The 23,051-nt window shown below is 68.0% G+C and carries 18 protein-coding genes and 1 pseudogene; 7 read left to right on the forward strand and 12 right to left on the reverse strand.

Annotated features, from left to right (window positions below):
- Nucleotides 1-37: 37 nt before the first annotated feature.
- From WMF22_RS45105 to WMF22_RS45135, 7 genes are all read right to left on the reverse strand, one after another.
- A complete protein-coding gene (locus WMF22_RS45105; protein WP_438033738.1) occupies nucleotides 38-1,543 on the reverse strand; it encodes a hypothetical protein in 1,506 nt (501 codons plus the stop codon).
- A gap of 13 nt (nucleotides 1,544-1,556) precedes the next feature.
- Nucleotides 1,557-3,431: a hypothetical protein gene (locus WMF22_RS45110; protein ID WP_438033739.1), complete on the reverse strand. Its 1,875-nt coding sequence runs from the start codon at nucleotides 3,429-3,431 to the stop codon at nucleotides 1,557-1,559.
- A gap of 749 nt (nucleotides 3,432-4,180) precedes the next feature.
- Nucleotides 4,181-4,549: a hypothetical protein gene (locus WMF22_RS45115; protein WP_438033740.1), complete on the reverse strand. Its 369-nt coding sequence runs from the start codon at nucleotides 4,547-4,549 to the stop codon at nucleotides 4,181-4,183.
- A gap of 511 nt (nucleotides 4,550-5,060) precedes the next feature.
- The gene (locus WMF22_RS45120) at nucleotides 5,061-6,158 is read right to left on the reverse strand and encodes a tyrosine-type recombinase/integrase (RefSeq protein WP_438033741.1); all 1,098 of its coding nucleotides are present in this window, start codon (nucleotides 6,156-6,158) and stop codon (nucleotides 5,061-5,063) included.
- Between the two features lie 5 nt (nucleotides 6,159-6,163).
- Complete coding sequence (locus tag WMF22_RS45125) at nucleotides 6,164-6,478, reverse strand: hypothetical protein (RefSeq protein ID WP_438033742.1); 315 nt, start codon at nucleotides 6,476-6,478, stop codon at nucleotides 6,164-6,166.
- Nucleotides 6,475-6,798: a hypothetical protein gene (locus WMF22_RS45130; RefSeq protein WP_438033743.1), complete on the reverse strand. Its 324-nt coding sequence runs from the start codon at nucleotides 6,796-6,798 to the stop codon at nucleotides 6,475-6,477. Before WMF22_RS45130 ends, WMF22_RS45125 begins: the two co-directional genes overlap by 4 nt.
- Nucleotides 6,799-6,889: 91 nt before the next feature.
- Nucleotides 6,890-7,579: a hypothetical protein gene (locus WMF22_RS45135; RefSeq protein WP_438037354.1), complete on the reverse strand. Its 690-nt coding sequence runs from the start codon at nucleotides 7,577-7,579 to the stop codon at nucleotides 6,890-6,892.
- 1,415 nt (nucleotides 7,580-8,994) lie between these two features.
- Here WMF22_RS45135 and WMF22_RS45140 point away from each other — a divergent pair.
- Nucleotides 8,995-9,249 carry a hypothetical protein gene (locus tag WMF22_RS45140; protein ID WP_438033744.1) on the forward strand — a complete coding sequence of 85 codons (255 nt, stop codon included), beginning with the start codon at nucleotides 8,995-8,997 and terminating at the stop codon, nucleotides 9,247-9,249.
- A 708-nt stretch (nucleotides 9,250-9,957) separates the two neighbouring features.
- Here the strand turns inward: WMF22_RS45140 and WMF22_RS45145 are convergent.
- Nucleotides 9,958-10,725 carry a hypothetical protein gene (locus WMF22_RS45145; protein WP_438033745.1) on the reverse strand — a complete coding sequence of 256 codons (768 nt, stop codon included), beginning with the start codon at nucleotides 10,723-10,725 and terminating at the stop codon, nucleotides 9,958-9,960.
- Between the two features lie 330 nt (nucleotides 10,726-11,055).
- Here WMF22_RS45145 and WMF22_RS45150 point away from each other — a divergent pair, with 330 nt between their 5' ends.
- Genes WMF22_RS45150 through WMF22_RS45160 form a run of 3 tightly spaced genes read left to right on the forward strand, consistent with a single transcriptional unit; the run spans nucleotide 11,056 to nucleotide 14,421 of the window.
- The gene (locus tag WMF22_RS45150) at nucleotides 11,056-11,337 is read left to right on the forward strand and encodes a hypothetical protein (RefSeq protein WP_438033746.1); all 282 of its coding nucleotides are present in this window, start codon (nucleotides 11,056-11,058) and stop codon (nucleotides 11,335-11,337) included.
- Nucleotides 11,338-11,339: 2 nt separating this feature from the next.
- Entirely contained in the window at nucleotides 11,340-13,133 is a 1,794-nt protein-coding gene (locus tag WMF22_RS45155; RefSeq protein ID WP_438033747.1) for an AAA family ATPase, read from the forward strand.
- Nucleotides 13,126-14,421 (forward strand): 5-methylcytosine restriction system specificity protein McrC, encoded by a 1,296-nt coding sequence (locus WMF22_RS45160; protein ID WP_438033748.1) that lies wholly within the window; start codon nucleotides 13,126-13,128, stop codon nucleotides 14,419-14,421. Before WMF22_RS45155 ends, WMF22_RS45160 begins: the two co-directional genes overlap by 8 nt.
- A 28-nt stretch (nucleotides 14,422-14,449) precedes the next feature.
- On the opposite strand, the gene WMF22_RS45165 is transcribed toward WMF22_RS45160, so the two are convergent.
- Nucleotides 14,450-16,243 carry a ParB/RepB/Spo0J family partition protein gene (locus WMF22_RS45165; protein ID WP_438033749.1) on the reverse strand — a complete coding sequence of 598 codons (1,794 nt, stop codon included), beginning with the start codon at nucleotides 16,241-16,243 and terminating at the stop codon, nucleotides 14,450-14,452.
- Nucleotides 16,240-16,464, reverse strand: a complete 225-nt coding sequence (locus WMF22_RS45170) for a helix-turn-helix transcriptional regulator (protein WP_438033750.1) — start codon at nucleotides 16,462-16,464, stop codon at nucleotides 16,240-16,242. Before WMF22_RS45170 ends, WMF22_RS45165 begins: the two co-directional genes overlap by 4 nt.
- A 122-nt stretch (nucleotides 16,465-16,586) precedes the next feature.
- On the opposite strand from WMF22_RS45170, the gene WMF22_RS45175 reads away from it, so the two are divergent.
- Nucleotides 16,587-17,456: a hypothetical protein gene (locus tag WMF22_RS45175; protein WP_438033751.1), complete on the forward strand. Its 870-nt coding sequence runs from the start codon at nucleotides 16,587-16,589 to the stop codon at nucleotides 17,454-17,456.
- Between the two features lie 444 nt (nucleotides 17,457-17,900).
- Here WMF22_RS45175 and WMF22_RS45180 read toward each other — a convergent pair whose 3' ends face one another.
- Both WMF22_RS45180 and WMF22_RS45185 read right to left on the reverse strand, forming a co-directional pair.
- Nucleotides 17,901-20,354, reverse strand: coding sequence for a S8 family peptidase (locus tag WMF22_RS45180; protein WP_438033752.1), 2,454 nt, complete (start codon nucleotides 20,352-20,354; stop codon nucleotides 17,901-17,903).
- Between the two features lie 23 nt (nucleotides 20,355-20,377).
- Entirely contained in the window at nucleotides 20,378-21,358 is a 981-nt protein-coding gene (locus WMF22_RS45185) for an AAA family ATPase (RefSeq protein ID WP_438033753.1), read from the reverse strand.
- Nucleotides 21,359-21,630: 272 nt separating this feature from the next.
- Here WMF22_RS45185 and WMF22_RS45190 point away from each other — a divergent pair, with 272 nt between their 5' ends.
- A complete protein-coding gene (locus tag WMF22_RS45190) occupies nucleotides 21,631-22,401 on the forward strand; it encodes a hypothetical protein (protein WP_438033754.1) in 771 nt (256 codons plus the stop codon).
- Between the two features lie 192 nt (nucleotides 22,402-22,593).
- A pseudogene (locus tag WMF22_RS45195) lies at nucleotides 22,594-23,007 on the forward strand (HIT family protein); the annotation flags it as partial.
- Nucleotides 23,008-23,051: the final 44 nt, after the last annotated feature.

Below are 23,051 nucleotides of genomic sequence, written 5' to 3' on the forward strand. Positions count from 1 at the left end.
AAGGCATCGTCGGTTCTCCAAGGGGGCGGCAGTCGGATCAGGGAACCCGCACCAGGGTGGAGGCGTCGGAGTAACGTCGGAGCAGGCGCAGCTCGTCGAGCCGGCGCTCAAACTCCTGGCCGTTTTCGTGCATGGTCCCGTCGCTGGGGAGGCGCTTGCGCAAGGCGCGGAGGGCCTGGCCCCCTTCGAGATCGGCGATCGCGGTGCGCACGCCCTCGCGATCGGCAGAGATGACGATGCCATAGCGCGCAAATACGTCGTCGATGAGGGCCTCCAGAGACGCCGGCTCCTCGTGGGTCGTGCGCACGGTTACCTCGGACCGGGCCGCGTGCAGGCGCGCGATCAGCTCCAGGAAGCGGTCACCCAGGAGGTACTGCTTGCGGCCGAGCGTGCGGTGCGAGCCGACGATGCCCGCGGCGGTGCCGGTGACGCGGAGGAAGTCCCGGACCTTGGACACGACGCTGCTGCTCCCGCGCGTGAAGGCGCGCACGAGGGCGTCGCTGAGCACCTCGTGGACTTCGCCATCGGCGGGCCGCGCCCCGGAGGCGGCCCGCGGGTCGATAGCCTCGCGCAGGATGTTCTGCCACGCCCGGCTCACTGTGGTCGCTTTCCCCGCGATGTCGATCCCCCAGGTCCGCACCAGATCCCAGCTCGTCGCCTGCAGCGTATCGCGGTGCGCGACGCTCTGCTGGGCGACGCGGTCGACGGCGCCGCGCGCCACCTCGCGCAGCTCGACGTGGGCGCGGTCGGCCCACCAGTCGAAGACGTTGCGTGCAGCTCGATCGGCGTCGTTGCTGCCCGCACCCCGGGCCGCACTGCCGAAGAGGAGAGGCGGGTTCGCGGTGCGGCCCTCGCCCTTGGGCCGGAGCCGGAATAGGAGCGCCACGTGCAGGTGCAAGCAGATGAGCGCGTTCATCGTGCTGAACTGCTCGTCGGCGGAGAGCCGCGCGGCGGCCGCGAGCCATGCCTCCCAGTCCTCAAGTACCACGCCGCGCACCCACTCGCGGAGAGCCGGATCGTTGGCCACCGCCATCTCCAGGTTCGAGACCGGGTTGCCGCGTTCGCGAAGAGGCTCGACTCGGCCGAGCGGCACTAGGAGCTGCGCGATCGGGTGCTGCGCCTGCCAGCCGTCGACCCGGCGCTGGATGCGCTCGCGCAGGCCCTCGTCGGACCAGAGGACGCGCAGCACGCTGAGCCCCTGCTGGCGGAAGACCACGTCCGGCTGGTCGCGCGTGATCAGCGCGGGCGACAGGGGCAGGAACGCGTGCGGCTGACCACTCGACTTGTGGCGCGTGACGAAGCCCTGCTCGATGACGCGAGTGAGCGCGGCGAGCGCCGCCTCGTACTCGTCGCGGTGCTCGGACCAGCCGACGATCACGTCGCCCCGATCGTCTCGCCAGAGCTGGGTGAGCCGACCGAGATCGGAGCGCTGGTTGTAGAGCCGCGCAATGGCGTCGGCGGTGATGTTCTCGCCGGTGACCGTCTGGGCCTGCTGCAGGCCCAGGTGCCGCTGGAAGGACTCGGTGAGGTTCTCGATCTCCACGGCTTCCTCCTGATTAGCGCTGACCCTCGAAGCGAATGCGGACCTCGGCGCGCTCGTAGTCGGGCCGCACGCGGTATGTCCGCTCGTTCACGTGGAGCGAGACGAGCGGCACGTGCCCCGCCTCCTGGGCCCGCGCGCCCAGGCGCGCGAAGAAGCGCGCGAGATCGGCGCGGTAGGGCCCGAGCCCGTGGACGAGCGTGTAGCCCTCCCGCACCGCGAGGAGCGCCGTGAGCATGTGGAGATCGATCCGCAATGTGTCCGCGCGCGCGGGATCTGCGCCGTGCGGCCAAGCGACCAGCTCGATGTCGCTCGCGGCCACCTCGAGCCACTCCGCGACGACGGCCGGTGTCACCGGGCCGCGGCGCAGGAAGACGTCGAATTCTACGCCCAGATCCAGCTCCAGCGCGAGCCGGTCCAGGTGCTTGAAGCCCATTGGATCGACCTGCCGTGCGCTGAGGGCGTGCTCGTTGGTGGCACCCAGACGCTGCAGGGCGTTGAGCGCGCCGACGACCTGCCGCCGCAGATCCTCGCCTTTGCCCCGGATCGCCTGGTCTTCCAGGAGCTCGAGCGATCGCCTCCAACCCGCGGGGCGCGGCACCCCGTGCAACGCGCGGAAGCGGCGCAGGCTCCGGGTCAGGTTGGCGAGTGCGTCCCGTGGGTCGCTCGCGCGTTCCTCGGCGCTCACCCGTGTCAGCTCGCGCACGTGGACGGCAGCGCGAAGCTCCGGGGCGGGGAGGTGCACGCCGTCGAGCGCGATCTCCGCGTCACGCTCGACGGAGTCGACGAGAGCCGCAATGTGCCCGTCGAGTGTGTCGTCCGAGATCGCGCCGGGGTCCGCGGCAGCGAGGACGCGCGCGACCGGCTCGCCGCGTACCCGCAGAGGCCGCCGCAGGGAGCCGTCGGGAAAGAGCATGTTGTGCGCGCGGTAGGTTTGCCATTCGAGCGGCCCCCAGCTGTCCGCGTGTGCGTGAACGTCGCCGCAATCGAGACCCCCGGTGACGGTCAGCGCGAGCACCGCCTGGAGCCTGCGGAAGGGCAAGCGCTGCCCGGCATAGTGCGCCGCGGTCAACACGTCGGCGACCCGCTGTTGCACGTCTGCCTCCCGCAGATCCGTGACGTTGGCCAGGATGGTGCAGTCGTCCCGGCGCGGACAAACGCCGCACGCCGGAGAGTCCTCCCAGAACCGCGGGGGCGTCCAGGTGCGCAGCAGGCCCGGCGTCACGCCGCGCACGTGCATCCGGTGGCGGAAGTTCACAACGACGACGCGTTCGCGCTTCATGTTCTCCCCGAGCGCTGCGGCGGCGGCCTCGTCCAGGTCCGATCGCAGCGACGGCTCGATGACGCTCGCCCAGAGCCGCTGCACCTCCGCGCGCGCCGAGGCGTGCTCGTCTGCGCCCCGCGCCGTGCTCCGCGCGAGGCGCCGCAGCCTGCCCTCGTTGATGGCCACGAGTAGCCCGTGGCCGCGCCCGCGCTCTGCGAGCGCGCGGTTCACGTGCTCCAGCAGCTCGCCTTCGCGCAGCTCGGAGGCGTCCTTGAGCACGGTCCACCGGCCTACCTGCGCGGGTGGTTGCAGATCGGTGGGGCACCCGAGGCGCGCCGCGAGACGCGCGCACACGGCGGTCTTGCCGTCGCCAGCGTCGCCCGTGAGGATCACCAGATCGACGCCCGGATCGTTGGCCGCCATGGCCTCGACGAGCGCGTCGAGCCGCGTCGCCACGTGCAGCTCGTCGGGCGTGGGGAACCAGGGCGCATCCACGCGCAAGCGCTCCAGGAAGGGCCGGCGGTTCTCCTCAATGTAGCTCGGGTTGCTCTGATCGCTCTGCGTGCGCAGCGAATTGAGGTAACGGACGAGGGGATTCTCGACGAGGGCAGGCGAGGGATTGTCCATGAACCGACCTTGTTCTGTGGACGCGCCGGGAGGGCGTCCTCTGACAGCGGCAGGCACGGCACCGGGAGGGCTGGGAGGCGCCCCATCAGGTGCCGCAGGGCTACGGCGATGACCGGAGCCGCTCGAATTCGGATGGTGGCAGCGAGGGAGCCATGAAGGTATCGAGGGCGCGCGAAGGACTCAAGCCCGCCGCCGCTCTCCTCGTGCAATGGCGGACTGCTTGCCCGTCTCCACCTCGCAATTGCCGGATCCTCTCCCGGGCGCCGGGCAGGAGCCCGTTCACGGGAGCGACCCCGGGCACGCGCGCCCCGCCCTCGTCCAGCCACACGCCGCTTTACCGGAGCTCGAGATCGGGCCGCTCGAAGCTCTCCCGCAGCCGGTCGATTGCCGCGCACCACTCCGTCAATGCTGACTTGACCGGGATCGTCCTTGTTCAAAGCGCGCAAGGGCACACGAAGCCGTAGGACTTTTGTCCGTGTCAAGCCCCTCGTTTGGCGCGCGGACCGAGCGCTCTGATGCGCTCTTGCCCCCCCGCCCGCCGGTCGGCGCCCTCCAAGGGCGCACGTCCACCTCGGCAGCGTATGTGCGTGGATGCAGTGCCCGCGGAAGAAGGCGGGCCGCGCTATACCGCGTCGGCATCGAACCCGAAGTTCGCGCGCTCCCAGGTGGGGTCGCGAGGCGGTGCGCGGGGCAGCGGCGACGAGCGCACGCCCAAGTGCTCGAGGATTATCTTCACGATGTCGGGGCGCTCAGCTCATCGAGACGGGACCGATCCCGAGGAGCCCGAGCTTGGTATCGGACATCGCAGCCGTGGTGCAGCCGGCGTAGCCGCCGCTCGCGGCGGGAGGAGGGACAGGCGCCGGAGACGACGCGCTCGGTGCGATCGAGGCGCTCGCTGAGGGAGGGGCGGCGCCGCCATCGCTGCCGCAGACGAGGCTCGCCATGCCGAACTTGCCCCGGCTGACCATCGGCTTGGCGGTGACGCAGGTGTAGGGTGAGGGGGCAGGTAGCGCGCCGTTTAGCAAGGTGTGGCCCTTCGAGACGTCCTTCGCTCCGACACCGAGCCCCGCAACCGGCCCGTCTGTGCTGCACGCCGAGATCTGGTCGATCCTGTTCAACGCCGAAGTGATGGCACAGGGTGCGGCGGATCCCAAGCTGGAGATCCTCGACCAAGCGCAGGTGCGGGCTCTCTGCGCATGGGCGAACGCACCGACGTGGCGGGTCAACTCGGCGCGTTCTTCGACAGGCCAAGGGGATGCCCGACCCGGTGGCGCAGGACTGCGTCGAGGAGGAAGGGTCGATCCTTGGCCTGCCTCGGCTTGACCTCCAGCGACGCGTCACCTCGGCGTGCGCCAATTCGCAGGTACTCGTTCGAGATCTGGCAAACTTCTGGCACGGCGAGCCACCAGCGGTTTTGTGTCACACGTAAATGATTGATATCTCTCGTGAATGGTCCCCCGGAGGGCCCCAAAACCATCGTTTTTGAAAACCGCCGTTGGGGCAACTCAACCAGGGGTTCGAATCCCTTCTCCTCCGCTGAAACCATTGAGGATTTCGTTGGGGAGCGTGGGCGCTCCCTGGTGAGCCTCGCGGGTCCATTCACACGCCATTCACACGGCGACGCCGAGGCTACGCCGACCGCCGCGTGAAGACCTGGACCGCGTCCTTCTTCAGGTTGTCGTTGGTGTGCGCGTAGCGCTGGGTGACCGAGAGGTGCAGGTGGCCGGCGAGCTGCTGCACGGTCGGAGCCGAGGCGCCGCCCTTGAAGCACTCCGTGATGAAGAAGTGCCGCAGGGCGTGGAGCCGGGTGGCCGGCACCTGCGCCTTGGCGAGCGCACGCTTGAAGGCGTGCCGCAGGCCGCCCTCGGTCCACGGCGTCCCTTTGCTCGAAGGGGCCACCGGGGCCGTGGGCCTGTGCGGCCTCTTGCTGGCCTCGACGAGGATCTCCTTCAGCGCGGGCGCGATGGGGATGCCCCGCTCGTGCCCGGACTTCGGCGCGACCACCTGGCCGCAGGTGATGGCCTGCCGGATGAGGAGCAGGTCGGTGTCCAGGTTCACGTCGCACCAGCGGAGGCCGCGCACCTCGCCGGCACGTAGACCGGCGTAGGCTGCGAGCGCGATCGCAGGACGGACGTGCGGGGCCGCCGCGGCCACCACGGCGTCGACCATCTCGGGCGAGGGCGGCTCGTACACCTTCGACTTCACCCGGTTCAGCCTGGGGAAGTCCGGCCTCTTGTCGTGGTGGCCGAGCTCGACCGCGTTGCCGATAATCGTGCGCAGCGGGATGACGATGTTGTTCCGCGTCGACGCCGAGAGGTTCTCCCGCGCGAGCTCGAGGTCGAACGCCGTCACTACCGCCTTGTCGATCTTGCTGAGCGGCCACGATCCGAAGCGCGGCAGCAGGTACGCGTCGACGTTCTTCATGTACCCGATGTGCGTCGAGGGCTTGAGCTTCGGCGCGAGCGTCGCCTTGTACAGCTCGACGGCCTCGCCGAAGGTCATCTCGGGCTTCGGCGGCGTCGGCTCCGCCTCGTCCACCTGGTCGGGAAGGAAGCCCTTCTCCGCGATGGTCGCGAGCAGCCGCCGCTCTTCCTTCCGCGCACCGTCGGCGGTCTGCAGGGTAGCGTTCCTGAAGTACCGCTTCTTCTCGCCGGTGCGCGCGTCCTTGTACGAAAAGTCAATGATCCAGGGGCCCTCGGGGCGCCGGTGGTCTCGCCGCACGGTCATGCCGGTCAGTTCCTTTCCGGCCGGACCGCGTGCCTGGGACGAGGCGAAGAAGTAGCACAAGGGGCACCGTGGTTCTTGTCGTCGCTCCCGGTGTCGGCGAGCCACGCGGCGCTGAGCTTCACGCGCCAGCGGCCCGCGAACTTACGGGCGCGGACGCCGTCGATGTTCGCCTCAAGCGCCCCGTCGGGGCCGCGGACGACATGGCGTTCGATGCTCCGGCGGAGCGCGTCGGGCGACTTGCCGAGGAACTCCGCCGCGGTCCTGATGCACACCCAGCCCCGCAGACCCGGGAGGGCGCTGGTGGACGAGTTGTCGCTCATGGGGACCTCCGCGAGCCCGTCGAGCGTTTCGCCTGGCTCGTCGTGACCGAGTCGTCTCCCGGCGACGCCGCGCTGCCGACCAGGTGGATCGCGTCCTTGAGCTCCTCGCTCTTCGGGCGGAGGTTCGGCGAGGCGAGGCCAGCGCGCACGAGCGCGATGGTGCCGCGGCGGACGCCGAGGCCGGCGAGAGCCCGGCCCAGCGCCTGGCGCGACACGTTCAGCTCGGCCAGGACGGCGCGCTCGCCGAGCTCCTCGATGAGGGCGTGCAGCGTACGCCGTTCCTCGGCCGAAAGGCCGGTATCCTTTGCCCCTTGGCTCATGCTCTCGAAGCTAGCGACCGGGGGTTCGCGAGCTACGGAACAGTCCGCGTGCGAATTGTTCCGTGAGATGCCACACAGATCTCGGCAGGGCTTACTCAGGCTCGTCGCCCGCGTCGTCCTCTCCGTCGGAGGGCGGCGCGCTCACGTAACCCGAGTTCACCCTCTTCAGACGTAGCGGCGCCCGCTCCGCTGCCCTCGCCATCCGCCGCAACTCCTGCTCGATCGCACCGCCGACGGTCATGCCAGTCGTGAAGTCGACCTCCTCGCCGTCGGTCATCAGGATGCTCAGGATCGCGAGCTCGCGGTTCGAGAGCTCCCGGCCGTAGGGGAGATCCTCGGGCAGCTTCCCGAACGCGTTCGGCTTGGCGAAGTTCATGGTCCAGGCGAGCCAGTGCCGCCTGTCGGGCGGCCTCTCATAGTCCTCCCGGACATCGTTCATGAGCGACTGGAGGAAGTGGCGACGCTGCTTCACGAGCTTGTTGACCCTGTAAGCGTAGAAGAGCCCGTAGTCCGGCCGCCTCGACTCGATCCCAGCGCTCTCGAAGAACTTCAGGGCCTTGGCCGCGGCCTTCCGGAACTCGTACATCACGCTCCAGGCTTCCGCCTCGACCTTCCATCGCTGGGTGAGGGCCTCGACGCGAGCCACGCGACCGGCGTTCCAGGGATGACCGAACGCCCTCTCGTACTCGCTCTCGCACTGCGGAAGGAGCTGCGCGAGGAGCTTCTCCTTGTTGGAGAACCGCTCCCGCCTGTTCTTCCGTGTGGCTCGCTTCGGGCTCATCGTGCTTGAGCCGTAGCTTACGCGCGGCCGCCCCTTGATGGCTCCCGTTCGGGCGTCGGTCTCGTGGACCTTGCGAGCTGTGCTGCCGCGTACGGGCGTGGCACGATCCGGGGCTTCAGCGACCGCGATCTCGTCGCGCTCAGGCAAACGACGGGCATGCTCGACACCGATCACCGGCGCGGGCAGTTCATGCGCAACTTCCGTGCGTGCAGCGCGGGCGGGGGATGCCGCAAGCAACGGCAACCAAGCGGCGAACCGTCCGTGTCCTGCCGGGATGCTGTGGGTCAGTCCGGTGACCGGGGGGTCATCGATCAGCAGAGCGCTCTTTCGGCGAACTCACCGGGCACACACGCCCCACGCTACAGCACTCGGTTCCGATGATGACGGCGACGTGGCGACCCGGGGCCCCGGATCCTGCTCTCGGGATTCAACCCCCGGACGATCGTGCGTTTTACCGAGCCAACCATGTAAGTGTTGGTAATGAATGGATTTTTCGCTGAAGAAGCGCAGGCGGCCGTCGAGCGTCTGGTGAGCACCTCCATTCACCGTCCCTATGGTGGCATCGGGCATCGGCAGTTTTTCTTGCCGTTCGCCGACCACCAAAACGCGACCGCGAGCGGTTTCCCCTCGGCTCCACGGCCCGGCTCTACGTCCCGTACCTCGCTGCGCTGGCGGGAGATGAATCGCTGTAACGGCAGGTAACCACTGCGAAAAATCCTCACGGCGGCCTCGCACTTTGGCCGACGAACCTTGGCCCATGACGGAGGTGCTCGCCTTCGCCGACGGGCGGGCCGCTGAAGGACTTTGGAGTGGGCACCCGGCTCGACCCGTCGAGCATCCCTTCGTCTTCCTGGCCCGACAGGGCGAAGAAGCGGGATGGCTCCGATGTTCGCACGTGCACTGCTGCGTCCGCTTGCTGCTGGAGGTGCTCGCGGCGTTGACGCCCCCCACCCTGCAAGTGGCGTTTCAGCAGATCGAGGATCTGCGGGGTAGGCCGAGGGCTTGAGGCTCGTGGGACGCCCGATCCTGGCCCTGCTGGCAGCGGCCGGAGGGACGACGCCGGCCATCACCCGTCTACGCCACCTCAAGGAGCTCGATGCGAAGGCCATCCTACCAGTTCCAGCGGGGCACCCGAAGAACATGCCGACCCGATCATGGTCATTTTGTCGGAGCACATGATCACAGGCACGAAGAGGTACCCTCGGCGACGATCGGGGCCGAGCCCGACGTCAAGTCGACATCGGGAAGGTACGGCAATGACGCGACGGACCTTATGCCGCAGACGACCACCAACTCGGCCGAGGATGTCGAGCTCAACAACTCCAGGTAGACACGACCTCGGTGGTAGTGCTTTCCATATCGTTTGATTTGTGGTTGGCTATCTAGCCACCTGCCAGTTCGCGAAGGAGGACATCATGACGGACATCAAGATGGATAGGACGACCAAGATGCCGCCGAGCCAGCCCACGAGGGACAACGACGCGCTGACGAGAGCCGCCCAGCTGACGCTCACGGACAACGACGCGCTGACGAGAGCCGCCCAGCTGACTCTCGGGGACGACGCCCTCAGCGAGGGGGCGCGGCGGATGAACGAACTCGGGGGCGGCTCGCTCAGGGCCGGCCCGAGCGATGCCATCCCGCCTCGCTGCATGGCATGGCCGATGGCGTGAGAACCGCCGCTCGTCCGGGCGCGCTGCTGCTGGTCGCTCCCGCTTCCTCCGCGTCCGACGAGGCGCTTGAGATCTTGAACAGGTGCGCGGACGCCGCCGAGAAGGTCCACGGCACGGGCAAGTACGCCCGGACGCCATGACTGTGCACCGGCAGGCACCTCACGCGCTTCTCGCATGAGCCGGACGCCACCGCCCGGGGGTGCCGTGGAAGTCAAGCCCACACAGCGTGATGGCTCACGCCCTGACCTGAACCATCCCAAGCGGGTGCAGTGGCATCGTCTTGGCCATGATGTCGAAGCCTTGCTCTCGAGTCAAAATGGACCAACATGCCCGGCACCGTCGCACACGGGGAGCCGACCGCGATCACCTCCGCGGGATTGACGCCGGCTACAACCTCGCCGGCTGCCGACCCCTTTGCCCAGCGGCCGGAAGAGGCCAGGGCACTGCTGCTCGCCTCGGCCCCTCGCCCGAGCGTCGTGGAGATCCTCCTGTACGACGTCGGACATCCGGAGATGAGCGCTGCGGCGCTCGACGAGGGGTCTCCCTCGTTTTAGCCACCAGCATGTTTCAACGTGTCCTGAGCGTCTCCACGCAGGATGCCGTTTCGCGGCCCCGACCCGATCGGTGGAGAGCGGCCGAGATCCGCGTGCCCGCTGTCGCGCAGGCGATTCGGGGCTAGAGGAACGGGCATGGGCCCGTCCCGCGGCATCACGCCGCCCGCCGGCCCCGCCGGATCGACATGCGCTTGGTGCTGGAGATGGGGGCCTGCGACTTGTTGAACCGGCCACGCACCCTCGGTCGGACGCCGCTGTCCGGTTGCACCTCCTCGTGCATCGTCGTGGGCTTCAACTGCCGGCGACGAACGGCACCCGTCAGGCCGGTGTGCCTGGCCAGGTCCTCGCCGAGCTCCTTGATTCGCCGGCAGATGGCGAACGTCGACGAGCCGAGCTCGTTGGCGATTTCACCAAGATCGAACCCCGCGGCGCGCAGCTCGAGCATCCGCCGGTCGTCCGCGGGGAGTTCCGCGAGCCAGGCGATGAGGTCGATCGCGGACAGGATCCGCTGCGTGGGGTTGTTGCTGGTCGCTTCGGCGAGGCCGAAGCCGACCGGCGCCTCGTCCTCGTCGGGGCCGCGATGCTCATCCTCGGCGGCGAAGTCGCCGAAGCGCAGCACCTCGACACGCCCGTGCATGAAGTTGCGCGGGTCGAAGACGTCGCGCTTCCGCTGGTACCCGTCGCAGGGAACGTAGTACCGGCTCGCGTCCGTCGCCCGCAGGCCGCAGGAGTGGATCAAGATCACATCGTCGAGCAGCTCGCCGCGCTCGGCGTAGCGCTCGTACATGGCCCAGGTCTGCGCGATCGCGTCTTGCAGTCGGACTTCACGGACCTGCTCCGGAAGAAGTCGGGCGACGGGGTTGAAGATGCCGCGCTTGATCTTGTCCTCGAAGGCGCGGTGCAGATCAGTCGGGATGTTCATCGTCACGGTGGTCCTCTATGCGGCGCGCAAACGGAGGCCCCTGGCCCACGTGACGCGCGAGAAGTGCGCGGCGCGAGGCGCGGTCGACGGGTTCAGCGAGAACGAGGGGAGCCCTCCCTTCTCTTATCCCCGCGGGTCGGGGCTCCTTGAGCCCGACACGAACGGCGGACGACCTCGGTCATTTTTGACCGAGGTGCTCCCCCGTCGACCGCGTGCACGTGAACGCCGGCTCCGCGCGCGATACGGTCAGGCACGGCATCGTTCTACGACCGCTCGCCCCCGGACTCGTGTTCCATGGACGGTCCCTCTGCCGAACTGCGAGCCGACCGCATGCCTCCCGCCATCCCGCCCAACTTCGCCTTCCTCGCCCATCAGGATCCTCGCTGCGTCGTGCTCGGCATGCACGCGGAGCGCTACTTCGCCGAGGGTCCGAACACCCGCCTGGTGAAGCGGCGGCAGCTCGGCGAACACCTCGCCCAGCATGCCGCCGCGCGCCTCGGGCTGGACACGTCGCCCGAGGACAACCAGGCTACGCTGAGCAACCGGCTCCGCGAGCGGGGCGCGCCAGGCGCCACGATCCGGCAGCCCTTCCACGAGCTCCAGGGAGCCTGACCATGGCCCGCTTCGCGCCCGCCAAGGGAATCTACGACATCGCCGCACGCTTCAAGACCACCTGTCTTCAGGCCGACGGTTCCCTCCTCTTCGAGGGAGGCCGCCTCTGGACGCTCGAAAACCTCAAAGAGCTTCATCGCGTCTTCGTCGACACCAAGGACACTAGCAAGCGAGCCTTCATGGCGAAATTCCATGACCAGCTCGCGGATTCCAAGAAGGACGTCAAGCGCTTGGCCGCCGAGGTCCTGCTCGTCCACTTCCTCTTCCCGTCGAGCGTCACGGGCGCCACCAAGAGGCGCCTGGTGAGCACCGTGCTCTCCTGGGCCGGTGACCTCGCGGACGACAAGCATCCCGCAATGGCGGCGCTCGATCGAGGTGTCGGCAGCGGGGGGCAGGGCTACAACTCGCGCCGCCCCAACGAGCTCTGGTTCCTCATCAACTTCGCCCTGAAGCTCAAGAGCATGGACAACCCGGTGCACACCACGCTGTTCTCGAATGCGGGGGCGTTTCGCGACCTGGTCGACGACGTAGAGGACGCCGGGTCCCGTCAGTTCCGCCACATGCTCTTGCACCTGATCTACCCGGACGACTTCGAGCGGATTGCCAGCAGCACCCACAAGCGGCGCATCGCGTGGGCCTTCCGGGATCTCGCCGGTCCGGGCCTCGACGACCTCGACGATAAAATCCTCTCGATTCGAAGGAGCCTTGAGAAAGAGCTTCCCGGACACACGCTCGACTTCTACCAGCCGCCGCTCGCCGCCGCGTGGAACCCGGACGACGACGACGAGCCGGGCGCGAGCGACGCCCTTCTCTACAAAAAGCAGATTGTCCTCTACGGCCCCCCGGGGACGGGCAAGACGCACCAGGCGAAGGCGCTCGCCGCAACCCTCATCCGCTCGGCGGCGCTCCAGAAGCTCGGTGCGGCCTGGTACTTCCAGAACGAGAGAGCCGTCCAGCAGGTCATCGGGACGCACTTCCACCGCGTCCAGCTTCACCCTGGGTACAGCTACGAGGACTTCATCCGCGGCCTGCACGTCGGCGAGGGCGGGAAGACCGAGTACCGCCTCGGCCTGCTCCCGAAGCTGGTGCAGGAGATCGAGGACGAGCGCAGGGTCGGCGATCCGGTAGCCATGCTTCCCCACGTGCTCCTCCTCGACGAGATGAACCGCGCCGATCTCAGCCGCCTCCTCGGCGAATGCTTCTCGCTGCTTGAGGATCGCGGCACGGCCATTCCGCTGCCAGGGCTCGACGGGCAAGGGAAGGCGCTCACCCTGAAGCTGCCGGACGATCTCTATGTCATTGGGACCATGAATCTCATCGACCAGTCCATCGAGCAGGTCGACTTCGCGCTCCGGCGCCGCTTCCTCTGGCAGCGCTGCGGGTTCAACCGGCAGGCCCTCGTCGAGGTTTGCAAGCAGAGGTGGAACGATCACCCGATGAAGGGCTACGACTGGGACACGGTCGGGAAGGACTTCGAGCGCCTCGGCGCCGCCGCTGCCGCGCTCAATGCCGCCATTCACAAGAGCAAGGTGCTCGGCGAAGAGTACGAGATCGGTCACACTTACTTCTTCGACGTTGTGAGCTTCTTGCAAGAGGAGCTCGCGGGGACCAAAAGGAAGCGGACTTTCCTGTGGAAGAGCGGCAAGCCCGAGAGCCCCGTATCTAGGCTGTGGAGCCTATCGCTGAAGCCTCTCCTGCATGAGTATTTGCGCGGCCTCGAGCCGGTCCCTCGAGCCCAAGAGCTCGGCCGCCTAGAGGAGGCGTTCCTCGCCATACTGGCCGACGTCGATGAGTGACGTCGACGCCAAGGACTGCTCGCCGATCCTTTGGTCGAGCCCGGATCCGGAGACGGCGGCATGGCTCGCGAGGCTGGCTCAGGTGGTGATCCCCGAGGCACACGTGATCGGCTTCGGCGACGGCGCCCGTGAGCCCGACGACCCGGTCGTGTACTGCGAGTGCGACGGTTCCTGGTGGTGCGGCCGGTACGTCGGCGCGATCCGCTTCGAGGGGCGCATGCTTCGCATCCGGCCGCGCTTCGGGATGGCAGCCCTCGAGCAATGGATCGAGCACGCGTTGAACCTCACCTTCACCGAGGTGTCGGGCGAGCTGGACGATCATGACGCATTCCTCCCCCAGCTCCTCGCGAGGCTCTGGTCACGGGCCCTCGTCACCGCCGGACGCCACGGCTTGCCTGCGCTCCGGCAGGACACCATGCACCACGGTCCCATGCTGCGCGGTCGGCTGGATGTGCAGCGCACCGTGCGGGAGCGGGTGGCCGGACGCCCCGGCCTGTCGTCCGTACAGCGCTCCCGCTCGCTCGAGAACGCGGTGGTGCAGGCGATCGTGGCGGGATACGCCGCCCTGAGGCGCTGGGTCGGGAACGCGCAGCTCGGCAAGGTCATCTCCGAGCGGGCACAGGATCTCGTCGACCACATGCTTTCGGCCATGCCGCTGACGGCCGGGCCGCCTCTCCAGGGGGAAATCGACCGCGTCCGGTACACGCCGATCACCGCCGGGTACCACACGGCCGTCCGCCTCTCGATGCGGATCGCGCGCCACCGCGGGTTGTTTCACGAGACCACCCCGGATGGCGGTGCCACGGGGGTGCTGCTCGACGTCGCCGAGATATGGGAGCTCTTCGTCATCGCGTGTCTCCGAGCCGCGCACCCGGAGTTCGATGTGTTGCACGGGACCCATGACGTCGAGGCGAACGACTGGCTGCTGACGAGCGAGAGCGGCAACAAGACGCTGGGGTGGCTCAAGCCGGACGCGCTCCTCCGCCTGCCGGACGGGGTACTCATCGTCGATGCGAAGTACAAGTCTTTGAGGCCGAGGGGAGATCGACCCCACGGAGTGGAGCGAGAGGATCTGTACCAGGTGGGAGCATACCTCTCGCGGTTCGCGAACGATGGTGGCGAGGCACTGCTGGTGTATCCAGCGGACGGAGACGCTTCGCCTCCCGAGGTCGTCGCGGAGGGGCCATGGCGGTTTGGGAGCGGCCAGCGTCTCGGGTTCGTCGCGCTGCCGACGGACGCCGAGACCGCTGTAGACCTATTGAGAAGGCGAGCGTGCGGCGGCGGGTAAGGGACCGTGGTCGTCGAGGTGATCGCATTTACCTCGGCGCCTCAGCACACGTCAGTGCCTCAACCCTGTGCCTGGACGGGATGCCCCGGTGCCAGGCGTCCAGCACCGCCGAGGCGTCGGAGTTGGCTCTCTTCACGACCGCCATCGTGAGCCGGTGCAGGTACTTCGCCGCGACAGACGGGTACTGATCGGCCAGCGCCTCGAACTCCGTAGCCAGGCGCTCGAAGGCCTGCAGGACCGGCTCGGGTGCTGGGCCGACGTGGATCCTGCGTGGCGGCGACGGCGTTGCAGGTCGGCTTGCCGGTGCAGCCCCCGGCTTCGTGGCCGGCGTGGGGGTCCCCTTCGCTGATGCGGGAGGCGATCTCTTTCTCCGCGGCGTGGAGACCTGCGTCTGCAGCGCGGCGTCGACCTGGCGCCTCGCGTCTTCCAGAACGGCCAGCGCCGCCGCCATGCCCTCGCCCGACGTGACCGCCCTCAGCGCCGCGTGGACCTCGGGGTCGCGCTGGACAGCGCGTACGATCGAGGCCGCCGGGTTTAGTTTGATCTTTCCGGTGTCGACGGCGTCCTGCAAAGCCGGTGTCGAGATCGGGGAGGAGAATATCACCTGCCGAGCGGCCACAGCGCTCTCGGAGGTCCCGGTCTCGGACGCGACCCTGTTCCGCGTCGTCATCGGCTTGCCGGTCGCGTTTGCCGGTGGAGTGGCGGAACCTTGGTTATTTTTGACCGAGGCGACCAGATCGGTCCGCCTCCCCCGGCCCACCCTGAGCGCTTCGGTGAGCCGCCTCTCGAGCTCGGCCTTCTGCCTGGGCGTCAATTTGCGCCCGTGCTGGTCTGCGTGGTTGTCGAGGAGCATGGCCAGGTGCTCGTCGGTGGCGCTGAGGTCATCGTGGATGATGACAGGAACTTCCGGGAGCCCTCCCTCGAGGGCCGCGCGATGGCGTCGATGTCCTCCGAGGATGGTGCCCGACGGGGAGGCGCATCGCTCTCCTGTCACCAGCAGCGCGCGTTGCACTCCGTGCTCGCGGATGTGTTGCAGGAGCGCTTGGTACCTGTCCTGGTTCTCGGACTCGGGCGGGAAGAGATCGCGGTTCCTGTAGTGCGGGCGGAGCGAGTGCGGTGCCACGACCTCCATGTGCATCGACGTACCTCGATGGCGGATGCGTGCGCGCACGGGCATGGCCATCGCCGGACCGGTCGCCATGGCGGCGCTCCCTAACTTGTGGCTCGCCGGTGTAGTGAGTGCGGGCCCCTGTCCGCTGGACGCAGCGACCGTGGACGGCCCTCGACTGCGTTGCTCGATAACTTGGAGCAGATCGCGCGTCGCAGCATCCAGCTTCTGGTAGGCGACCTCACGGGCGCCCGTGAAGGGATCGTGTTGGCTCGTGTTCCAGTCCTGGAACGCGTCGTCGAAGGCCGAGAGCAGCACTTTCTCCCGATCGTCGCCCTCATCGCGTATAACCTGCACGGCCTTCGAGCAGGCGACGGCGAGTGCGGTCGCCACGGCGTCAAACGCGGAAGCAGCGCCGAGGGACTGCGCGCTTTGGGGGCTCGGCAACGCCGAGAAGAGTACCGCTTGGGGAAGCAGCCCGCGCTCGACGAGCCCGCCGAGCTCGTCGAGCGCGACCAGCCGCAGCTCCTCGACGACGTCCAGCTCGCGCGCCAGATCGTCTCGGGGACAACCCTGGTCTCGATCCATCTCGTACCCCGCCATGGCTTGCAGGAACGCTGCGCTCCGCGGCTGGTCCGCGTCGGGGACGGCGGCCAGCTTCCCCTCCAGCATCGCGCGGAGCGCCGCGCAGGTCTCGTAGGACGCGTGGGTCACCGGGAGCCCCCCTTCCGCGGCGCCTCCGCGGCCGTCGGGCGCGGCAAGACCAGCCGCTCGCGCAGCCACCCCTCCAGGTCGCTCCGGCGGAAGCGGACGAGACGCGGCCCGAGCCGAAGGTGAGGGATCTGCCGGCGGCAGACCATCGCGCGTACGGTGCCTTGCGCGAGGCCGGTGAACGCGGCCGCCGCCCCGTAGTCCATTACTTCGTCGTCAGCCATGCCTTCCTCCTCGAGCCGATGACCGGCCCGGATGACCGACGTTTCTCACGTTGCGGGCGCTGGCTTCCCGCAATGGGATGCATGTACGTTGCGGGGGCTGCGAGGAGGCAGGACGATCCGAGATGCGCAACGAAGACGGCTCATCGACCAAGCCCAGCAGGGGCGGGCCAGGCGCGAGGGGCGGATCAGGCGCCGCATCCCGGCGCGCGGATCACCGGGAGCAGCGCGGGCACCAGGACGGGAACGGCGCGCTCTCCCAGGAGACGGTCGCGGAAGCCGCGATGGAGCTGCTCCGGATGGCGCTCGAGTACGAGCTGATCTCCGGGCCGAACGGGATGGCCGTGCAAGAAGAGCGCGATGCGCAGCGAACGGTTTGGTACACCGTGGGGACGCGAGAGGTCCTGCGCCGGCTGGTGAACGAGATCCTCCAGTACCGAGACAAGCGGTGGGATCTGGTCAGACAGATCCGAGCGGCCCAGGTGGCGCTGAACATTCGCGAGTTCATTAAGGACAAGGAGCAGGGCTCGGCAACGTTCAAGGACGAGCTTGCCAAGTACATCAAGCAGCAGTTCGAACTTGCGGGTCTCCCGATCGATGATGCACAGCGGCACGCGCTCGTAGAGGCCGCGATTACGAAGCTGCGAGGAACCGAAGGGCGGTTGGAGCACATCCTTGCTGCCATGGTGAAAGTGAAGGTGACCTCCGCCCGCGTTCGGACCATGCAGGGTCACGTGAGCGCCCTCAAAGGCCGGGAGCAGGCCCAAGGGACGGTGCGGTTGCCCAAGGAAGCGGGTCTTGTGTACGGCTATGATCCGCGCTCTCCCTTCCACCTGCTCGACTACGCGGTCCGTCACATGGACCAGGGCTTCTCCGGCGTCACCGAGATGTTCATGCACTGGGATGAGAAGGATCGTCGCGCGATGGTTGCGAAGTGGTTGCGCGAACTGGCGGACAGGCTCGTGGAGCCCCAGGCCGAGCCGACCGACCTGTGATCGCCCCGCAAGGGCACCATCGATCATTGCGGGAAGCGCGTCGGCGTTCAGCGCTACGCCGACCGCATGGGCAACGGCCACCCACCGTTCCACCGCGGCTTCCGTCCGGGCACCGCCGCGGAGGTTGCTACCTCGGCCACGGGCAACACCGCGCCGGAGGTTCTCCCCGCCAGTAGCATTCTGCTCGACTGGAAGCGGCGAGACGCGGGCGACTTTGCCTGCGCTTTGCTCTTGCGCTCCTTGGGCTGCGTAACCGCAAGCTATAGCCCTTTGATTTTATCGTCGTCGCAAATCCAAAGCGGATTGATGTTTACATCGCGCACGAAATTCAGATGTCTTCATCTGGCCGCCCCTGCAGCAAAATAGCGAGATCTGTCTGATCCCGTCGAGGGAGGCGGCGCCTGTAGTCAAAGTGCTGTCCTACAGCCATCCGAACGCGATGACTCAGACCGGCACGGCGGTCGCGATCTTCACCTGGTTCGCCACCGGCTCGTAGATATCCACCCCTGTCTCTGGCGTCCGGATGCTCACGATGAGCGCGTACCGCGCCGCCTTCTTCCAGCGCCCGAGCTGATGCCGCTCCCGCCACCAGCCGATGACCGGGCAGACCGCGATGCTCTTCCGGCTTGCGAGATCCGCTGCCGTACCCTTCCAGCGGTCGTGATGGACGGATCCCTTCTCGCGCAAGGTCGGGCCGAGCAGCCACCCTGCGTCGCCGGAGTCGATCGTCTCGTCACCGTCGCGGGCCGCCTTGTTGACACGCTTCCGCAGATCATCAGGCTCCTCATTCGCCTTCTGCACGGCGAACCGCAGGCCGTGCGATGCGTAGCGATGCCGGCGCTCCCAGCCTCGACGTGCGGGGTTCGGCTCGATGAAGTAGGAGAGCGTCACGCGCAGCTCGACCTCCACACTGCTGAGGTCCAAGAGGGCCTGCTTCGGCCACGGCAGTGTGTGGAGGCGCATTTCGTTGCTCTTGTCACGCTCGAACGGCCGGAGCTCGTCTTGCACGACGAGCGTCAGCGCGTTCCCCGCGCTCCAGAGGGCGCGTTCCAGGTTCGGGACGCCGAACCCGAAGCAGCGGAGGAGGTGCTCCATGTCGCGCCGCCTCGATCGGGTAGCGTTGATCTCCTCGCGCATCCGAGGCGTCCATTCGGCGGTGTGCACCAGGAGCGCGCGGATCGTCTCCGGCCAGAAGTCGGGGTACTGCGCCCAGATCACCGCGCCGACGCGCGAGGCGCCGGCGCTGGCGGCGCTCGTCTCACCGGTTACGGTGAACATCTTGACGAAGGGTTGGTAGTGCGTGGTGAGCAGCGAGAGCGAGTCGGGGAAATCGGCGTCCTTGCCGTCGGGGCTCAGCGCCATGTTCCCGCCCTCCATTACGATCTCCGGCTTGATCGGCCACTGCGACTGCCAGATGCACGAGGTCGTACTGCTCGGCGACAGGTCCCCAGGGCGCGCGATGGGGCTCCAGCCGTTGAAGACGGGCTCGGTGATGCGCGTGCGCTCCGTGTAGGCGCCCACCGTGAGGGCGTTCCATGCCTGCCCGGGATCGTGGATGCCCTCGGTCTCGTTCCGCGACCGGTAGTCCATACCCGGGGCCACACGGATGTTCCCGGCAGAGACGACAAAGAGGCGCGGGTTGTCGTCGTCCATCCCCGAGCAGAGCTTGTCGATCTCGGCAGACCACGACGAAGGCTGACCTCGATCGCGGAAGTCCGTCGCCGTGATAGCCATGGAGATCGCGCGCTTGCGCTGCGGAGCCGCGATCTCGGCGCGGGCAACGCCCTCGGCCGTGATCGCACCGTACAGCTTCGGCGGGTTCGCGGCCCCCTTGTGAAGGATCTTCACCGACTCGAGCCGGTGGGTGAGCGCCACCGGCGAGGATGAGAGCAGCGCCTCAGCGAGGTCCCCGTGGAGCGCGATCCCGGCCATCCCTGTACCGTGGCCGTCATCATCGTGCACGCCCCACGAAGGATCGTAGGCGTGCAGGTCACCCTTCCGCAAGGCGGGCTCGAGCAGCGGGTGCCCGGCGTTGACGCCGGTGTCGACGATGCAGACGGCGGGCGCATCCGGCGAGGGCGCGGTGATCCGGTCCTTGAGATCCTTGGCCCAGCCTTCCTGCTCGATCACGTTCATCCGCACGAAGCTGGTCGGCACCTCCTTCGCGAGTCGAAGCTCTGCGATGACATCGAGCAGCTCGATGGATCCGGTCATCTGCTCGCGCGTGCCGTAGGCGAGGACGATAAGGCGATCGGGGAACCTGAGCTGCTCGTCCCCGACCTGGAGCTTCACCTTCTGCGCGTACTCGCGGAAGCGCGCCAGCAAGTCGTCACCCTCCCCGCGCAGCCAGACCTCCCAGCAGATCGCCTTTCCAGCAGGAGGGAACAGCGCGGGGTCGTCGGTCCAGAACCCCTCGAGCACCGCGAGTCGGATCTCCGCGATGCTCTCGATGAGCGGCTTGTTCTTCGGGTTCCCCGACTTCTTTGTGGTCTTGGTGAGGTACTCCTCGACCTTCTTCTCGAAGTAGCCGAGCTGCCCGCTGGGCACGTACACCGTCGCGTAGGTCACGCCGGTCTGGGTTCGCGTGGCGGCGAGCTCGACGCCTGCGCGCCTGTCCTCAAGGCTTTGCAGGGCCAAATCGAAGCCGGAAGCACTGGCGACCTCCAGGTAGACGCCCCGTCGCGCTTCCACGGCGATGGCGTCGTGTCGCGTATCTCGCGCTCTCAGGTCCTTTCTGACCCGCTCGAGCTGCTTCTTCAGCGCGTTGCCGTGATGTGCTGGATCGACGGGGGGCAAACGCGTCTCACCGCCGCCTTGCTGGGGGGACGTATACGGCTCCGCCGCGGACGTGCCGGTGAGGAGCAGGTGCCTCCGTCGATCGATCTCCTTGGTCGCCATACCCCCGCGTCGTCACCCGCGCATCACGCACGGCTGAGGGGCCGTGCGGCGAGCGCATCAAGAATGTCCTGCGTCGTCACCTCGGTGCGATCGTTCAGCACCGCGTCCTTCGCAGCGTCTTCGCACACTCGAACGATCTCGGCGTAGCTCGAGCCCCGTGCAGCGCTCACCACCTGCGCCCAGTCGACGCGCTCCGTGTCCAGCAACGCCAGCCGCGAGCGCAGCATCTGTTCGGCCAGCTCGTCGTCGGGCAGGCTGTACTCGAGCACGTCGTCGAACCGGCGGAAGAGGGCGCGGTCGAGGAGCTCGGGGTGGTTCGTCGCGGCGATGATGAGGCTCTCCGACTCGTCCTGCTCGAGGAACTGGAGGAACGAGTTCAGCACCCGCCGGATCTCGCCCACGTCGTTCTGCGACGTTCGATGGCTTCCGAGCGCGTCGAACTCGTCGAAGAGGTAGACGCCGCGCGTGCGCTGGAGCGCATCGAAGACGAGCCGGAGCTTCGCGGCCGTCTCGCCCATGAACTTCGTGATGATGCCGTCGAGGAGGATCGCGAAGAGCGGCTGCGAGAGCTCACCCGCGAGGGCGCGGGCGGTGAGCGTCTTCCCTGTCCCGGGAGGCCCGACGAGAAGGATCTTGCGCCGCGGGGTGAGGCCGTGCGTGAGGAGCTTCTCGCGCTGGCGCTGCTCGAGGAGGATGCGCTCGAGGCGGGCGTGGAGCTTCGGCTCCAGGACCATGTCCGAAAGGCGCGTCTTCGGATAGCTGACGGAGAGCAGTCCGGCGAGCTCACCGCGCGGCTGCACGACCGGAACCGGCGCCCGCTCGCCACGCCGAGGTAGTCCCTTCGTCTTCGCCGTATCGATGAGCTCGCGCAGGTCCCTGGCCAACTTGCCGTGCCCCTGCCGCGCGGCGTGGGCGGCGACCTGCATCGCGGTGGCGAAGAAGCGCTCCTCGTCGCCCTCGCTGTAGCTCTTCAGCAGCGCCTTGAGCTGCTCCGCCGTCGCCATGGTTTCGCGTGCTCCCGCATGAAGAAGTCTACCTTACTCGGCGCACGCCACCACGGCCGCGCTGGCTCCGTCAAGTTCTACCGGGACGCTCTGCGTCCGGCAGGGCCGGAGACGAGAAGTACGGAAAGCTGGGGGTTGGAGAGAAGGAGGCCGAGCCTCCGGGCCCGCCTCCACCTTAGTTACACGTCACCGAAGAGGTCCTGCGTCATGCTGGGCGCCCCGAGCGCCACGAGAGATAGACGCCGGGATTCGCGTGAGGGATGCCACGGCCAATGATCGACATCTCGCCGATGCGCACGGATCGTCTGCTTCTCGCCACGGTAACCGGTGAGCCTTTCCAGCCGGCGCGGCTGTACTACACGATCCCGAGCAAGCCCCTCGTGACGCGCGTCCTGTCACAGCTCCGCTGCACGAGGGAGGACCACGAGCGTGGCTGCTGGGTGTGGTTCTACACCGCGGAGGCCGAGGCGTTGACCTTCGGCCGGCCGCACGCCGAGCTCCCGGCCGAGGTGCACCCGGTGGTGATCGGTACCCTCCGCTTCCCGAAGAAGGGCGGCATGATCGTGGAGGTCCGCTCGTTCGAGCGTGCCATCGCAGCCGCGCGGTTCTTCGGTCCCTTTCTCGGTTCCGGGGCAGTCCTCCGGCGTGCGCGGGTGATCAACCGCTTCTTCGAGGGGGCGGAGATGCAGGGCGACCTCGAGCAGCTCCATCGACACCTCGACCAGAACGTCACGGTGATCGATCCGCGTGTGACTGAGGAGCGCATGGAGCAGTACCTCGCGGGCGCGAAGACGCCGGCAGCGGCGCGGCGTGCGCTCGACCGGTACCACAAGGATCGACGGCGAGAGCGGCACGACGTGCCGCTCGTCGAAGACTTTCCGCTCGCGCCCGAAGAAGAGACCCCGGGCTTCATGCACCTCGCGATGACCCTGCAGCTGCGGAGCATCCGCGCCTACGAGCACTGGAACGGCAACACGCACCTGACGCTCACCGAGGTCATCCACAAGCTCGTCGAGCAGGGCGCGTTCGTCGATCCGGACTGAGCCGCGCCATGGCGCGCCGCCAGCGCTGCCTCGCCGCCGCAGCCTGGGATCGCGACCCTACCGTCGTCGTCTTTTCGGCCGCCGGCTGGGCGTGCGTAGGGATCGGAAGGTCGCTCGAGCTCCTCGAGAAGCAGCACGTGACGGCGACCAGCAGATACCTCGCGCCAGCTCCGAAGTACCATTCGCCCGCCGGTGACTTCCCCGTTCCTCGAGGCCCCCGAGTCCGCCTGGGTGGCGAGCAACGCGCTCGCCTTCGCGCTGCGCGACCGCTTCCCGGTCAGCCCGGGCCACACGCTCGTCGTCCCGCGCCGCCTCGTCACGACCTGGTTCGACGCCACCGCCGAGGAGCGCGCCGCGATCTTCGAGCTGGTCGACACGGTCAAGCGAGACCTCGACGCCGAGCTCCACCCGGACGGCTACAACATCGGGATCAACGCCGGCGAGGCCGCAGGGCAGACCGTGATGCACCTGCACGTCCACGTGATCCCACGCTTCCGCGGCGACGTGGACGACCCGCGCGGCGGCGTGCGCCACGTCATCCCGGGCAGAGGGAACTACCTCGCCGCGAGACCCCCGCCGCACGCGACCGTTCGGCTGAGCTCGCCCGGGGGCGCACCTTGTTCTATGCCGCATGTGGGGCAGCAAGGTCC

It is taken from the genome of Sorangium sp. So ce204, assembly GCF_051526795.1.
In the GTDB taxonomy this organism is placed as follows: Bacteria; Myxococcota_A; Polyangia; order Polyangiales; family Polyangiaceae; genus Sorangium; species Sorangium cellulosum_B.

Coding starts and splice junctions, on each gene's coding strand:
- WMF22_RS45110 (WP_438033739.1), bottom strand. CDS start 3,431: ATGGACAATCCCTCGCCTGCCCTCGTCGAGAATCCCCTCGTCCGTTAC.
- WMF22_RS45120 (WP_438033741.1), bottom strand. CDS start 6,158: ATGACCGTGCGGCGAGACCACCGGCGCCCCGAGGGCCCCTGGATCATT.
- WMF22_RS45125 (WP_438033742.1), bottom strand. CDS start 6,478: ATGAGCGACAACTCGTCCACCAGCGCCCTCCCGGGTCTGCGGGGCTGG.
- WMF22_RS45130 (WP_438033743.1), bottom strand. CDS start 6,798: ATGAGCCAAGGGGCAAAGGATACCGGCCTTTCGGCCGAGGAACGGCGT.
- WMF22_RS45135 (WP_438037354.1), bottom strand. CDS start 7,579: ATGAGCCCGAAGCGAGCCACACGGAAGAACAGGCGGGAGCGGTTCTCC.
- WMF22_RS45140 (WP_438033744.1), top strand. CDS start 8,995: ATGACGGACATCAAGATGGATAGGACGACCAAGATGCCGCCGAGCCAG.
- WMF22_RS45145 (WP_438033745.1), bottom strand. CDS start 10,725: ATGAACATCCCGACTGATCTGCACCGCGCCTTCGAGGACAAGATCAAG.
- WMF22_RS45150 (WP_438033746.1), top strand. CDS start 11,056: ATGCCTCCCGCCATCCCGCCCAACTTCGCCTTCCTCGCCCATCAGGAT.
- WMF22_RS45155 (WP_438033747.1), top strand. CDS start 11,340: ATGGCCCGCTTCGCGCCCGCCAAGGGAATCTACGACATCGCCGCACGC.
- WMF22_RS45160 (WP_438033748.1), top strand. CDS start 13,126: ATGAGTGACGTCGACGCCAAGGACTGCTCGCCGATCCTTTGGTCGAGC.
- WMF22_RS45170 (WP_438033750.1), bottom strand. CDS start 16,464: ATGGCTGACGACGAAGTAATGGACTACGGGGCGGCGGCCGCGTTCACC.
- WMF22_RS45175 (WP_438033751.1), top strand. CDS start 16,587: ATGCGCAACGAAGACGGCTCATCGACCAAGCCCAGCAGGGGCGGGCCA.
- WMF22_RS45180 (WP_438033752.1), bottom strand. CDS start 20,354: ATGGCGACCAAGGAGATCGATCGACGGAGGCACCTGCTCCTCACCGGC.
- WMF22_RS45185 (WP_438033753.1), bottom strand. CDS start 21,358: ATGGCGACGGCGGAGCAGCTCAAGGCGCTGCTGAAGAGCTACAGCGAG.
- WMF22_RS45190 (WP_438033754.1), top strand. CDS start 21,631: ATGATCGACATCTCGCCGATGCGCACGGATCGTCTGCTTCTCGCCACG.